Origin of the sequence: Flavihumibacter sp. UBA7668, from assembly GCF_002483205.1 — a bacterium.
Lineage (GTDB): Bacteria > Bacteroidota > Bacteroidia > Chitinophagales > Chitinophagaceae > Flavihumibacter.
Map to the genome: position 1 here is coordinate 987,599 of NZ_DLHM01000007.1, position 14,845 is coordinate 1,002,443.

Genomic DNA, 14,845 nt, shown 5'->3' on the forward strand with positions numbered 1-14,845 from the left:
AAGTGTAAATATTACAATTAACGGATTGCTTTCTGTCACAACCAAAAATTGTTAAGCTATGAGAATTCTTTATGGGAAGAACAACCCATTTTTTGTCTTCCTGCTACTTGCAGCACTACTTGTAACCGGCATATCTGCCCGGGCACAGGAAAATAATCAAAACCGGGTAACAGGGAAAGTTACCAATGAGGAGGGATTACCACTTCCAGGTGTAACGATAACGGAAATCGGAACGCAGAATGGAACTGCCACCGATGAGAAGGGAGAGTTTGAATTGTTTCTTTCCCGTGCGAATGCGAAAATCAGGATAAGTTCAGTGGGTTTTGCATCGCAGGATATTGATCCGGCGGGAAAATCATCGATTGCCATACAGCTATCACCATCCAATTCCAGTTTGGATGATGTGGTAGTGGTAGGTTATGGAAAGCAGAAAAAAGGAGAAGTAACCGGAGCGGTTGCCAATGTAAAGCGGGAAGATTTTACGCAGGGTTTTGCCCGGGATGCCGGTCAGCTTATCCAGGGAAAGGTGGCCGGTTTGGCGATTGTTTCTCCCAGTGGCAATCCGAATGCAACCACACAGATATCATTAAGAGGAAACAGTACCATAATGTCTACAACGGAGCCACTTATTCTGATTGATGGAATTCCCGGTTCATTAAATACGATTGCACCCGAGGATATTGAATCAATTGATGTATTGAAAGATGGATCTGCTGCTGCTATTTATGGTACAAGAGGCACTAATGGTGTTATTTTGATTACTACAAGAAAGAGAAATGGCAAGTTGCCGGTAACCCTTAACTATGATAGTTATGTAAGTCTGCAGACCATTGCGCGAAGAATGGAGTTCCTGAATGCAGCAGATGTTCGAAAATTGGTAGACGATGGTTTTTATCCTGCAACTTATGATAAAGGTACCAGCACAGACTGGTTAAAGGAAATTACTCGTAATCCTATCAGCCATGTGCATAATGTATCACTTCAGGGAGGAACAGCACAGTCCAATTATATTGCAACACTTAACCTGAGAGACTGGCAGGGTTTATTCAACCGTTCGGATAACAAGCAGTTTACCGGTCGGATAGATTTGAACCACAATATGCTGGATAATCGGTTGCGTTTTAATGTTAGTGTATTGGGTAGAAACAGGAAATATTTTTCTGGTCCCAATTACGATTATATCTATCGTCAGGCTATTATTCGTAACCCAACAGATAGTGTGTTTGATTATCGCGGACAGTGGAAAGAAGATCCGAATGCTTATAACTATGATAATCCTGTGCGGAGTATCGACGAAACTTCCGGAGAATTTCGTACTTCTGAACTGCGCCTTAATGGGAGTGTGGTATTTTCTCCATTGAAGGATTTGAATATTAAGTTGCTGGTATCCAATGTTAAAATCAATTCATTATCCGGATATTCCGAAAGTTTTAATCACCGGGCTTCTGTTGTAAATAATCGTACTGGTTATGCATCCCGTACAACTGGATTATACCAGGATAATCTGATGGAGCTTACGACGGATTATACCAAAGCAGTAGGGCAACACCGATTTACCGTATTGGGCGGCTATAGCTGGCAGGATGTAACCAGTGAAGGGTTCAATGCTGCCAATTCAAATTTTCCAACTGATTTGTATACCTATAATAATCTGGCGGCCGGTGATGCATTGCTTTTGCAAAATAACAGTGCCTATGGATTGGGATCCTATAAAACCAATCATAAGCTGATCGGGTTTTTCGGTCGGTTAAATTATTCGCTGAGCGAAAAGTATCTTTTGATGGCGAGTGTACGACATGAGGGCTCATCCAAATTCGGAGCGAATTATAAATGGGGTACATTTCCGGCTGTATCATTGGGATGGCGTATCAATAAGGAGAATTTCCTGGCGAATGCTAGCTTTCTGGATGACCTAAAATTGCGGGCCGGATTTGGTATCACAGGAACAGTACCTACCGATCCGTATCAGTCGCTCATTTCGTTGGCATATAGTAATAACCGTTACCTCTATAATGGTCAGTGGATTCAACCCATTTCTCCTACAAGAAATCCTAATCCGGATTTGCGTTGGGAGAAAAAAGAAGAATATAATATCGGGCTTGATTATGCGATGTTCAAAGGCCGGTTAAGTGGTAGTATTGATTTTTATCAGCGCAATACACGTGATATGTTGTATAGCTTCCCTGTACCTGTGCCACCCAATCTTTTTGGTACAACACTGGCAAATGCAGGAAGTATGCTGAATCGTGGTCTGGAAGTGTTGATAAATTATGATATCATCCGTGAAAAGGATATGGATTTCAAGGCAAACCTTACTTATTCAGGAAATAAGAATAAACTATTGTCCATTTCCAATGAGATTTACCAGACAACCAATGATTTTTTCTATACCGGATATACAGGTGAACCGATTCAGGAAGCAACGCACCGGGTAAAAGTTGGAGACCCTATCGGAAACTTCTGGGGTTATAAATCTATTGATATTGATGAGGAAGGAAAATGGATCATTGAGGGGGAAGATGGAAAGCCGAAACCAATCAGTGAATCCACTCCATCAGATAAAAAAGTATTGGGCAATGGAATTCCGAAACATGTAGCCGGACTGAACCTCTATTTCCGATATAAGCGTGCTGATATTGCTGTAAACATGCGAGGTGCATTTGGTTACCAGATACTGAATTTTCAGCGAATGTATTATGAGAATCCAAAAATCAAGCAGTACAATATGCTGAAGTCTTCACTAGATGAGGTGTATGGCAAACGGGTGTTGGATAATGACCTGGCTTATGTATCCCATTATATTGAGGACGGTGATCATTGGAAAGTGGATAATGTTACAGTAGGGTATAGTTTTGATGTGCAGGGTAGTCGTTACTTCCGGACGGCCCGTGTTTATGCATCTGCCCTTAATTTATTGGTATTAACTGGTTATAAAGGAATTGATCCGGAAGTAAATCGGTTGGGACTGGATCCCGGTGCGGATTCACGTGATAAGTATCCAACTACTCGCACCTTCACATTGGGTTTAAATATTGGCTTTTAACTTGAAAACTGATCCATCATGAAACAATATAAAATTCTAAGCATAGCAGCAGTGTTGACAAGTGCAGCTCTTTTTTCCGGAGGATGTACCAAACTGGATGAAGAAGTATATGACCAGGTATTGGAAACATCTTTCCGGCCTACAGAGAAAGATATTCCGGCTATTATTGGTCCGGCATATACTATTATGCGTCCCATGTATGCGGGGTGGCAGGGTAATTTCGATTTACAGGAAGAACCGGCTGATATTATCGTTACTCCTGCAAGACCAAATGGCTGGTATGATGGCGGTACCTATCAGCGGATGCACAATCACGAATGGAACCAGGTTCAATGGCAACCACATAATCTCTGGAATAACTGTTATAATGGAATAAATACAGTCAACCGAATTTTATTCCAGATTGAATCAGGTTCAATTCCGATTGCCAATGGGAAGGATGCTTTGGTATCAGAATTGAAATCGCTCCGTGCATTTTATTATTCCTTATTGGTGGATACACATGGAAATGTTCCATTGGTAACTGATTTCTCTGATGCTACGCTTCCACAGCAATCGACCCGTCAGGAAGTATATGAATTTGTTGAGAAGGAATTGTTGGAGAATATGAATAATTTGAGTACTGTGGCGGACAAATCGATGTATGGACGAATCAACAAGTGGGTTGCTAAAGCAATTCTTGCACGTCTTTATCTGAATGCTGAAGTATATACAGGAACTTCACAATGGCAGAAATGTATGGAGCAATGTAACGATATCATTGCCGCCAATATTTATATACTGGAGTCGAATTACAAGAATAATTTTGTTACTGCAAATGAAAATTCAAAGGAGTTGATTCTGGCTGTCCCATATGATGAAGTTTTTGCTACGCAGAACTCTATCCATATGAAAACACTGGCTACCGCACATCGGAATGTATTGAATATGGCTGCTCAGCCATGGGGTGGCAACTGTGCAGTTCCACAATTTATTGATACCTATGATGAGGACGATACAAGGATGAAAGATACCTGGATAATGGGGCCTCAGTATAGTGTGACAACAGGAGAAATGATTCTTGATTATACCCGTCATGTGGATGGAATTGCACTGGCGGATTTTTTCCAGGGCTATCGAATTGGAAAATTTGAAATTAAAGTTGGAGCAAGAGGCGGATTAAGCACGGATTTCCCCGTATTCCGTTATGCAGACGTATTGATGATGAAAGCCGAATGTCTGCTCAGAACCGGTAATGGGGCTGATGCTGCAACACTGGTTACACAGGTAAGGCAAAGAGCGTTCGCCAATACTGATCCAGCCAAGGCTACTGTTACAGCAGCTGAATTAAGTCAGGGTAGTTCCTATAATTATGGGTATTGGAAAGATGGTGTAGTAACAGAAGTGCAGGGTGGTGGAGACATTCCATTCGGTCGTTTTTATGATGAATTGGGATGGGAATTTGCAGCTGAGGCACATCGTCGGCAGGATATGATCCGATTTGGTGTATTCCATCGAAAAATCTGGTTTAATCATCGTCCTAAAGGGGATGGTAAGATGAGAACATTATTTCCTATACCTGAGGCAGAGTTGAATAAGAATCCGAACCTGGCGCAGAATCCTGATTATCGGTAATTATTATTGATCAGTTTGCATAATGAGGCTGTTCCGCAAGGAGCAGCCTTTTTGGCAAATTGGAGAAAATTCGGGAATCAAGAGTGAATTTGTGTATATTGTAATTTAAATGTCATATGTACATTTAATTTTGAAAAATGCATGCTATTATGAGGACGAAATATCTATCGATTGCTGTTGCTTTGGGAATTTTTAGTTCGGAACTGAATGCACAAACGGTTCATAATGATTATCCCATCCAGCCGGTTCCATTCACCCAGGTTCATTTTCACGATGATTTCTGGGCTCCGAAAATTGAAGTGAATGCTACGGTAAGTATACCTTATACCTTACAAAAGTGCAGGGAAACAGGCCGGATTGATAACTTTCTGAAAGCTGCAGGCAAAATGCCGGTAGGGAAAATTACTGAATATCCATTTGATGATACGGATTTATATAAGCTGATTGAAGGCGCATCTTATTCTCTGCAAACCAGGCCCAATCCGGAACTGGAAAAAACAATTGATACATTGATACAGATTATTGGGGATGCGCAGGAGCCGGATGGTTATTTATATACATTCCGGACCATGAAGCCGGATACCCTGCATCCCTGGATAAGTACGAAGCGCTGGGAAAAAGATCCTGATCTGAGCCACGAGTTGTATAATTCCGGACACCTTTTTGAAGCAGCAGTGGCACATTATCTGGCAACAGGAAAACGGAATTTCCTGGATATCGCACTAAAGAATGCAGACCTGCTGGTTCGGGATTTCGGACCTGGTAAAGCTGCTTATTTCCCAGGCCATCAGGTGGTGGAAATGGGACTGGCCCGGCTGTATCGGGTAACCGGAAAAAAGGAATACCTCGATCTCGCCAAATTTTTTCTTGATATCCGTGGTAATGGCGATATCAAAGGAGCAGAATATAGCCAGTCGCACAAGATGGTAACGGATCAGCATGAAGCAGTTGGGCATGCAGTAAGGGCTGCTTATATGTATACCGGTATGGCAGATGTGGCAGCACTAACCGGAAACAAAGAATATATCAGTGCAATCAATGATATATGGAAGGATGTAATGGAACATAAAATTTACCTCACGGGGGGCATTGGAGCCACCGGACATGGGGAAGCATTTGGTGCTGCTTATCAGTTACCGAACATGTCTGCATATGCAGAAACCTGTGCATCCATTGCGAATGTTTACTGGAACAGCCGGATGTTTTTAATGAATGGAGATGCCCAGTACATTGATGTCCTGGAACGTATTCTGTATAATGGCTTGTTATCAGGTGTGTCATTAAGCGGGGATCGGTTTTTCTATCCGAACCCATTGGCCTCCATGGGACAACACCAACGCAGTGCCTGGTTTGGATGTGCCTGTTGCATTTCAAATATGACTCGTTTCATGCCATCAATTCCCGGTTATGTATATGCGAAAAGAGAAAATGAGTTGTATTTGAATCTTTATGTTGCCAGCACTTCTTCTATTGAATTGCCAGCTGGAAAGCTGGAGCTGGAACAAATTACCGAGTACCCCTGGAAAGGTCAGGTTGCCCTCCAATTGAATCAGGCCCCTGCCAATGCTTTTTCCCTGCATCTACGAATTCCCGGATGGGCTAAACAGGAAGCGGTTCCGGGTAGTCTCTATGCATTCATGGATACACAGCGTAAGCCTATCCGCCTTTTATTAAACGGGAAAGCCCTTGATTATACCATGGAGAAAGGGTATGCTGTGATAAAAAGAACCTGGAAAAAAGGAGATCGTCTGCAATTAGAATTACCGCTTGAAATTGAGAAGGTGATCGCAAATCAGCAGGTTAAGGATGACCAAAATAGATTTGCACTTCAACGTGGACCAATTGTATATTGTATCGAAGGTGTTGACAATAAAGACAATGCTGCCAATAATATTGTGGTGGATCGTTCAGCAGCAATTACTGCAAAATATGAGCCGCAATTGTTGAATGGGGTGATGGTATTAACAGCAAAAGGCAGCAGCACCAAACGCCAGGTAAACAGCAAAACCTTATTGAGATCAGAACAAACGGTTAAAGCTATCCCTTATTATTCCTGGAATAATCGAGGTCCGGGTGAAATGCAGGTTTGGATTCCCTATGCCGAATCAGCTGCATTGCCTATGCCTGCACCAACCATTGCTTCTAAAAGCAAGGTAAGTTCATCGCAAAATAATTCCAGAATGTTACGGGGATTAAATGATCAGTATGAGCCATCCAGTTCACAGGATCGGAATTCGATTTACCTGCATTGGTGGCCAAAAGAGAATACAACCGAATGGGTGCAATATAATTTCGACAAAGAGTACAGCATCAGCTCTTCCAGTTTTTACTGGTTTGATGATGGTCCGTTTGGCGGCTGCCGGATTCCGCAATCCTACACTCTTCAATATGAAAAAAATGGCAAATACCTTCCGGTAGAAATTGAGAAAATGGATCCGATCAGTAAAGATGGATATAATGTGATAAAATTCAAACCGGTAAAAACAACTGCATTGCGGCTGGAAGTAAAACTTCCAGAGAAACATTCAGCCGGACTTCATGAGTGGATTGTTAATTAACAACTAGCTGGCCACATCATACGTATTCAATGTATAGGACTCAACATATTCGCTGGGCGATTTCCCTAATACCGATTTAAATACCCGGTTGAAATTGGTGATGCTGTTGAAACCGCAGGTATAGGCAATGGTGGAGATGCTATCAAAACCACCTTCTGTCAGTTTTTTGCAGGCTTCATTAATTCTTACTTCATTCAAAAAGGAAATAAAAGTATGTCGGGTCCTTTTTTTGAAGAAACGGCAAAAAGCCTGTGGGGTCATATGTGCCTGTTTGGCTACATCATCGAGGGTAAGTTGTTCTGCGTAATTGTTCAAAATGAAATTGTAGATAGTGCCTAAGCGGAGACCTTCATTCTCACTAAACTGCGCCATTTCAGATACACTGGACAGTTCCTTCAGCTGGAAAGCACCACAGCAGGTATGAAGCAATTCCAGAAAGCTGATAATCTGATCCACATTGGATTGTTGTTCCATTCGAATCATCAGGTTACTGATCGGTTCCGTCATTTCTTCCGGAAGAATAAAACCTGATCTGTGTTTATGCAGAAACTGTCTGATCTGTTTGGTTTCCGTCAGATCAAAAAGGTGTTGCAGTTTACCAGCCGGATTGAAAAAAATGGTTAGAGCTTCCACTTCCAGCTGGCCATCGTAATAAATGGGATCGTTTTTGAAAACATGAGGCTGGTTGGCTCCGATACAATAAATTTCATTGGATCGGAATGGATGCATATTGTTTTCCACAACCAGGGTGCCTTCCCCTTTTATGATCCAGGTCAGTTGCATTTCATCGTGACGATGTAAATGCTGGTACATGTACGCCATCTTATCGCGCTGTACAATGATGTTTTTTTCACCCGGAACCGGAATGGTGAATTGTAAGACTTTCATGTTGTAGCTAATAAGTGTTTGAATGACAGTAATTTAATCAATTCCTGAATATTATCCGTAAATAGTGAAAATATGGTCAAAGCAGGTTAAAATCCGGGCAAAGCAAAATCAGGTCTCGGCGTGACAGCTGTCACATTCAACCGGGGAGAGCTCAGCTACCTTTAATATCTAAACGATTGATATGCAACAACATCATCAGATTTTAATAATTGGAGGCGGAAATGCCGGTATTTCAACCGCAGCACAGCTCCTGCGAAAAAGGCCAGGGTTGGATATTGCCATCATTGAACCTTCAGAAAAACATTATTACCAACCTGCCTGGACATTGGTTGGTGCCGGAACCTTTGATATTCATGATACGGTTCGTTCAGAAGCATCTGTATTGCCGAAAGGGGTTAAATGGATTAAGGAAGCTGCTGCTCAATTTGAGCCGGATCAGAACATGGTTATAACAGCTAATGGGGGGGAGTATACGTATGATTACCTGATTGTTGCCCCGGGAATTCAATTGAACTGGCATCTGGTAAAAGGTCTTCCTGAAACCCTGGGTAAGAATGGGGTAACTTCCAATTATTCATTTGAACTGGCGCCCTATACATTTGAATTGTTAAAAGATCTTAAAGCGGGTGATACTGCACTTTTTACAAGTCCGGGTACTCCGGTGAAATGTGGGGGAGCACCACAGAAAATTATGTACCTGACTGCAGATTATCTTCGGAAACATGGATTGCAGGGTAAAACTAAGGTTGAATTTGTAACGGCTGGATCCGTGATTTTCGGCATAAAAAAATATGCTGATGAACTCATGAAAAAAGTGAATGAATATGGTATTGGTCTGAATTTTAAACATGATCTGGTGGAGATAGATGGACCTGCGAAAATAGCCACTTTTAAAGTGGTTGATCCACAGGGTGTAACAACACTTATAAGCAAACATTTTGATATGATCCATGTGGTGCCGCCACAAAGTGCGCCTGATTTTATACGGAAAAGTCCTCTTGCAAATGAAGCCGGCTGGGTGGATGTGAACAAGTCTACATTGCAGCATAACCGTTATCCGCGAATATTCGGAATTGGTGATGCCACCAGTACACCCAATGCAAAAACAGGCGCAGCAGTTCGCAAACAGGCTCCGGTGTTGGTGAAGAACCTGCTTTCCTTCATTGATGGAGAGCCTTTACACGCAGTGTATACCGGATATGGAAGTTGTCCGTTAGTGGTGGGATATGGTAAACTCATCCTTGCTGAATTCGGTTATGAAAATGAGCCAATGGAAACTTTTCCATTTGATCAGTCCAAACCCCGTTGGACCATGTGGGCATTAAAGAAATATGTATTACCCTGGTTATATTGGAATAAGATATTAAAGGGAACGGCTTAATCAATTCTTGCGTAACTTGTCGCAAAGTGCTGGTATGAATGCTGAAAAACAAGCGCCCACCCGAACCAAACTCTCCCTGACGGATGAACTGGCTGTGGAGCGCACCCGTTTGGCAAATGAGCGCACTTTATTGGCCTATATCCGATCAAGTTTGTATTTTTCCATCGCCGGACTGACCCTGAACAGTTTTTTTCAACTGAAACTGGGTTGGCTTTTGGAGCTTGGTTTCTGGATTGTATCGATTGGCATTCTTATTTTCGGAATTACCCGCTATCGTCAGGTAGCAAAAAAGCTCAATATTTCAGCATTTGCACAGAAACGCTGGCATTTATTAATGGAAGAAGAAGTATAACGAATAGATTAAATGACTCACATGGCGAATATTTTAGTTCCTTTTGATTTTTCTCCCAATGCCATCAGTGCATTGGATCAGGCCTTATATATTGCAAAAGGCAAGGGCTTCACGATAGAAGTATTGCATATTCTGAATTTTAAGGCAGCCCATGATTATCCCAACGAATGGCATATTGACCCGCATCATGTAGACCTTGGTGCGATAGAAGCAAAACTGGCAGAAATTGTTGCAGAACGCAGTCAGGCCTGTTGCGGAGAGGGAGCTCCAACCGTTACCACCTCTGTTCGTGAAAGTGTGATGATCAATGGTGGTATCATCAATCATATGCTTGAGCATAAAGCTGATCTTATTATCATGGGAACGCATGGAGCTTCCAATGCCATGGAGCGTTTCTGGGGCAGCAATACCAGCACTATGATCAACCACAGTTTATTTCCAATAATGGCCGTTCCGCGCGACTGGCACCCGGCGGAATTGGACGAAGTGCTGGCGGCCATCTCCCTGAAAGAAGCCAAAACCTGTTTGCCAAAACTGGTGGAGTGGGCCAACTGGATGAAAGCCAAAGTAGAAGTGATATCGCTTACATCCGTACCGGAAACAGATCAGGACGAAATGGAAGCTGCTGTTGCTGAATATCCGGAAATTACCGCCCACCTGGTTCCTAAAAAGGATGATTTACCCATGTGGAAGAACCTGGTAAATTATACAGCGGATCGCAAAAAAGCGGTACTCCTGATGTTTGTGCACGAACGCACCGTATTTGATAAACTCTTTAATTACAGCATTACTTCAAAAGTGGCAGATGGTATTCATATTCCGCTGTTAGCGATTCCTACCAGTAAAAAATCCTGAGTTTCAACAGTCGTTGGCGTAACCATCGCAATGGGATAACTTTGCGGGCCATGGAAACGATCCTTCAGTTCAATCCTCCTCAACGAGGACAAAAAGCAGTAGCCATCTGGCTGCTGATTGGGGTGGGAATGATAATTGTGCAAATTTTGCTTGGTGGAATTACCCGGCTAACCGGTTCGGGACTTTCGATCACCGAATGGGAAGTAGTTACCGGCACCCTTCCTCCATTAAATGAAACCGGTTGGATGGAAAAGTTCCGGGAATACCAGCAAACCCCGCAATACCGACTACTGAACACCGATTTTACACTAACGGATTTCAAATTCATTTTTTTCTGGGAATGGTTTCATCGCTTTTGGGCCCGGCTGATTGGAGTTGTATTTCTGGTGGGATTTGTTTACCTGATTGGAAAACGCTACCTGAAACGCGAAATGGTTAACCCGCTATTGATCCTTTTTGTGCTGGGTGCCCTGCAGGGGGCGGTTGGCTGGATCATGGTAGCAAGCGGGCTCACCGGAGATGCGGTTTATGTAAAACCAACCCGGCTGGCATTGCATTTTGTTCTGGCAATCGGTCTGCTTTGTTATACGTTCTGGTTTGCACTGCAATTGCTGGTACCTCCAGGTGAGCGCCGTTATTCTGCTACGATGAAAAAAGGAATCTGGCTGATTCTGGGATTATTGACCCTGCAATTGGTTTATGGGGCATTGATGGCCGGACATAAAGCTGCCGCCGTAGCGTCTACCTGGCCCACCATTAATGGTTCCTGGTTACCTGAAGGAATGGGCAGTCACCAGCCCTGGCTGATTAATTTTATTGATAATACGATTACCGTTCATTTTATTCACCGAAATCTGGCCTATCTCATCACTATCTTCATTATAGTTTGGTACAGAAAAGCTAGCCAGGAGCAGGTTTCCAATGCTTCAAAGCGGTATCTGCGCTGGCCTTTGTTATTGGTGGTTATTCAGGTTTTACTGGGAATTTTAGCCGTACTGACCAGTAAGGAAATAGTACCCAACCGCTGGGGTAATTTTGAATGGATGGCCCAAATCCACCAGTTGGTGGCCATGTTTCTGGTTTTGTCGCTGGTTGGCATGCTCTATCTTTTTAGTGATCGCAGGCAGCGGGCATAATTTGCGCCTTGTCTAAACGTTCTAAGAGTGTATCTTGAAACCACTATGAAGCGCCGCCTCAAAGCCATATTTTATTCCTTTGCCGTACAATTGGTGCTGCTCCACTTCAAGAAGTTTCAGATTTTGCTGATCTTCTGGTTTGCTTTATTCGGTGCGGTCAGCGGAAACTTTATGGCAAGTTTTGGAGTTGATTCGTTGTATTTGTCGCCCGAATACCTGGGGAGTGTGAACGCTGTTTCTGCCGGAATTGTTGGTATATCAATCGGGATATTCATCATGAGCTGGAATATCACCACATTTATTCTATTCTGCCGGCATTTTAGGTTTTTGGCAACCACCACAAGACCATTCCTTAAATACTGCATCAACAACGCAGTAATTCCGATTATTTTTCTGGCTTATTATTTTTTTCACGCCGTCGATTTTGATCTGCATAAAGAATTGTTATCGCTACCTGAAGTTTTGACACTGGCAGGCGGATTTCTGATTGGCTTTATATTGATTGTGTTTCTGTCTTTCGGCTATTTTTTTGGAGCGGATATCACTATTGCCCGGAATATGATCAGCCTCAATACGGGCCCCATGGCGCTGCACAAGGGGGTGAAACCACATATTGTATTGAACAGTGGCGGGAGTCGGCTTATCAAAGTAACCACCTATTTGAGCGGAAGGCTGAATGTAAAAGCAGTGCGGGATGTAACGCATTATAGCAAGGAATTTCTGGAAAGTATTTTCAGTCGCCATCATTTTGCAGCAGTACTTTCTATTTTTATTGCCTTTGTTTTTTTAATGCTGGTGGGATTTCTGCTCGATTATGAAATGTTTCAATTACCGGCTGCAGCAAGCATAACCATCTTCTTCGCCATACTGGTTTCAGTTGCCGGTGCCTTCTCTTATTTTTTACAAAGCTGGAGCGTACCTTTTGCCGTAGTGCTGATTATTGTGCTGAATGTATTGTATCGGTTTGGTGTAATCGATCCAACCAATAAGGCCTATGGATTGAATTATGGAAAAGAGATTAAGAAAGCGGAATATTCTGCAGAACAGCTGGCTAAATTGGGTTCACCCGACCGGATTGCCCATGATTCAGCAGCTATGATTGAGGTGTTGGAAAATTGGAAAAGAAGACAGGCTCTTGAGAAACCCCGTCTATTCATAATTAATGTTAGCGGAGGGGGTACCCGAAGTGCAACTTTTACCATGGGTGTAATGCAAAAACTGGATAGTTTATGCGGGGGACAACTGATGCGTAAAACCTTTATGATTACCGGTGCATCCGGAGGAATGTTGGGTGCGGCCTATTTCAGGGCATTGTCCAGAGAGCGCGATTTGGGAAAACCTGTTCGTTTGCAGGACCCAATATATGTGGATGATATATCGAAAGATTTATTAAATCCAACTTTTTCTTCCTTTGTGGCAAGGGATTTGGCAGCTCCCGCTCAAAAGTTTAAAGTGGGCGACTATGAATATGTGAAGGATCGGGCCTATTCTTTTGAACAACAGTTGAATAAAAACACCCGGCTTTTACTGGATAAAGAATTAAGTGCTTTGAAAACAGAGGAGAAACAGGCATTGATTCCAACCATGATTTTCAATTCTGTAATAACCAGGGATGGCAGGAAGATGTTAATCAGTACACATCCGCTTAGTTTTTTAATGAAACCGGCGGGTGATCCGGCACTTCAACTGGCCGGTGATCCGGATGCAGTTGACTTTGCAGCTTTACTGGAAAAGCAGGATCCGATGAATCTTCGTTTACTCACGGCACTTCGCATGAATGCAACTTTTCCCTATGTTTTACCAAATGTCTGGTTACCAACCGAACCCGTAATTGATGTGATGGATGCCGGATTAAGAGATAATTATGGAATTGAAACAGCAGTTCGTTTTATTCATGTTTTCCGTGACTGGATCAGGGATAATACAAGCGGCGTTACCTTTCTACAAATTAAAGACAGGCAGGGTGGGGGTTGGGAATATCCGTTTGAATCGCAGGCGGTATCTGAAATTGTTACCAAGCCTTTGCTTTTACTACAGCTTAACTGGTATAAAATGCAACAGTATAATCAGCAGGATCAATTGGGTATGGTAAGTGATTTATTACCCGGACAATTTTCCCGCATCAGTTTTCAGTATCTGCCGGAGAAGGAAGAGATGAAGGCAGCATTAAATTTTCATCTTACCCAGCGGGAAAAACTGGATATCCTGCATGCACTCGATAATCAGATAAATGCAAAAGGCTTTCAGGAGTTTTCACAATCCAGCATTAATTCAGGGAATTGATTTTTTTGAAGGCGAATCCTGGTGCGATCCTGGATAAATAATAGAGGAGTTTTACTGCGCCTATTTTGATTTCCAATTTATTTTGATGCAATCGCGCCAGCATTTCTTTCACCGCCTTTTGCGGGCTGATGGCAATTTTTGGTGCATTTCCCTCATGCCAGGGAGTATCTACAACAGGAAATAAAACTTCAATAATGTTGGTATTGGATGGATTGATTTGGTGACGAAGTGCCTGCGTAAAGGAATGTAGAGCTGCTTTGGTTGCATTGTAAATAGGGTACAAGGCGCGTGGCGTATATACAAGACCGGTACTAATATTTATAATGCTGTTGGTAGAATGTTGCTGAAGCATTGGAAGAAATAATTTGGTCAGGTGAATGGGTGCAAGCAGGTTTGTCTGAATTTCATTTACTGCTTTTTCAAATGCATCAGGATCATTGCTGAAATTGTTTCTATGTACGATAGCGGCATTATTAATAAGCATATTCAGGGAAGGATAGTTGGATTGAATCCAGGCGGCTAAGTTTTTTCGTTCAGCTTCTTTGCTAAGATCACAGACATAGGTAATTAATTCAGGTAAGCTTTTTTTTGCAGCTTCGAGTTTATCTCTGTTGCGACTGCAAATCAGCACCTTGTTTTGAAGTTTTATGAATTGTTTTGCCATTTCAAGACCCAGACCCGAGCTTCCACCAGTGATGAGAATAGTATTGTTTTGCAGATTCATCGTGTTGTAAT

At 42.6% G+C, this 14,845-nt stretch carries 10 protein-coding genes; 8 read left to right on the forward strand and 2 right to left on the reverse strand.

What is annotated here, in order from left to right; translation table 11 throughout:
- The first annotated feature begins 58 nt into the window (after positions 1–58).
- The 3 genes from B2746_RS21645 to B2746_RS21655 all read left to right on the forward strand — a co-directional run bounded on the left by B2746_RS21645 (position 59) and on the right by B2746_RS21655 (position 7,215).
- Positions 59–3,043, forward strand: coding sequence for a SusC/RagA family TonB-linked outer membrane protein (locus tag B2746_RS21645; RefSeq protein WP_290799009.1), 2,985 nt, complete (start codon positions 59–61; stop codon positions 3,041–3,043).
- A gap of 18 nt (positions 3,044–3,061) precedes the next feature.
- Positions 3,062–4,657, forward strand: coding sequence for a RagB/SusD family nutrient uptake outer membrane protein (locus tag B2746_RS21650; protein ID WP_290799011.1), 1,596 nt, complete (start codon positions 3,062–3,064; stop codon positions 4,655–4,657).
- 149 nt (positions 4,658–4,806) lie between these two features.
- Entirely contained in the window at positions 4,807–7,215 is a 2,409-nt protein-coding gene (locus tag B2746_RS21655; protein ID WP_290799014.1) for a glycoside hydrolase family 127 protein, read from the forward strand.
- A gap of 3 nt (positions 7,216–7,218) precedes the next feature.
- On the opposite strand, the gene B2746_RS21660 is transcribed toward B2746_RS21655, so the two are convergent.
- Positions 7,219–8,103 (reverse strand): helix-turn-helix domain-containing protein, encoded by an 885-nt coding sequence (locus B2746_RS21660; RefSeq protein ID WP_290799016.1) that lies wholly within the window; start codon positions 8,101–8,103, stop codon positions 7,219–7,221.
- 181 nt (positions 8,104–8,284) lie between these two features.
- Between B2746_RS21660 and B2746_RS21665 the strand changes: the two genes are divergently transcribed.
- From B2746_RS21665 to B2746_RS21685, 5 genes are read left to right on the forward strand one after another with little or no spacing between them, the layout of a single operon-like run.
- A complete protein-coding gene (locus B2746_RS21665; RefSeq protein ID WP_290799019.1) occupies positions 8,285–9,484 on the forward strand; it encodes an NAD(P)/FAD-dependent oxidoreductase in 1,200 nt (399 codons plus the stop codon).
- 34 nt (positions 9,485–9,518) lie between these two features.
- Entirely contained in the window at positions 9,519–9,836 is a 318-nt protein-coding gene (locus tag B2746_RS21670) for a DUF202 domain-containing protein (RefSeq protein ID WP_290799022.1), read from the forward strand.
- Between the two features lie 21 nt (positions 9,837–9,857).
- Complete coding sequence (locus tag B2746_RS21675) at positions 9,858–10,691, forward strand: universal stress protein (RefSeq protein ID WP_290799024.1); 834 nt, start codon at positions 9,858–9,860, stop codon at positions 10,689–10,691.
- A 50-nt stretch (positions 10,692–10,741) separates the two neighbouring features.
- Entirely contained in the window at positions 10,742–11,827 is a 1,086-nt protein-coding gene (locus B2746_RS21680) for a COX15/CtaA family protein (protein WP_290799027.1), read from the forward strand.
- A 45-nt stretch (positions 11,828–11,872) separates the two neighbouring features.
- Positions 11,873–14,110, forward strand: coding sequence for a patatin-like phospholipase family protein (locus tag B2746_RS21685; protein ID WP_290799030.1), 2,238 nt, complete (start codon positions 11,873–11,875; stop codon positions 14,108–14,110).
- Here the strand turns inward: B2746_RS21685 and B2746_RS21690 are convergent.
- Complete coding sequence (locus B2746_RS21690; protein ID WP_290799033.1) at positions 14,094–14,834, reverse strand: SDR family oxidoreductase; 741 nt, start codon at positions 14,832–14,834, stop codon at positions 14,094–14,096. The genes B2746_RS21685 and B2746_RS21690 overlap by 17 nt on opposite strands.
- Positions 14,835–14,845 lie beyond the last annotated feature (11 nt).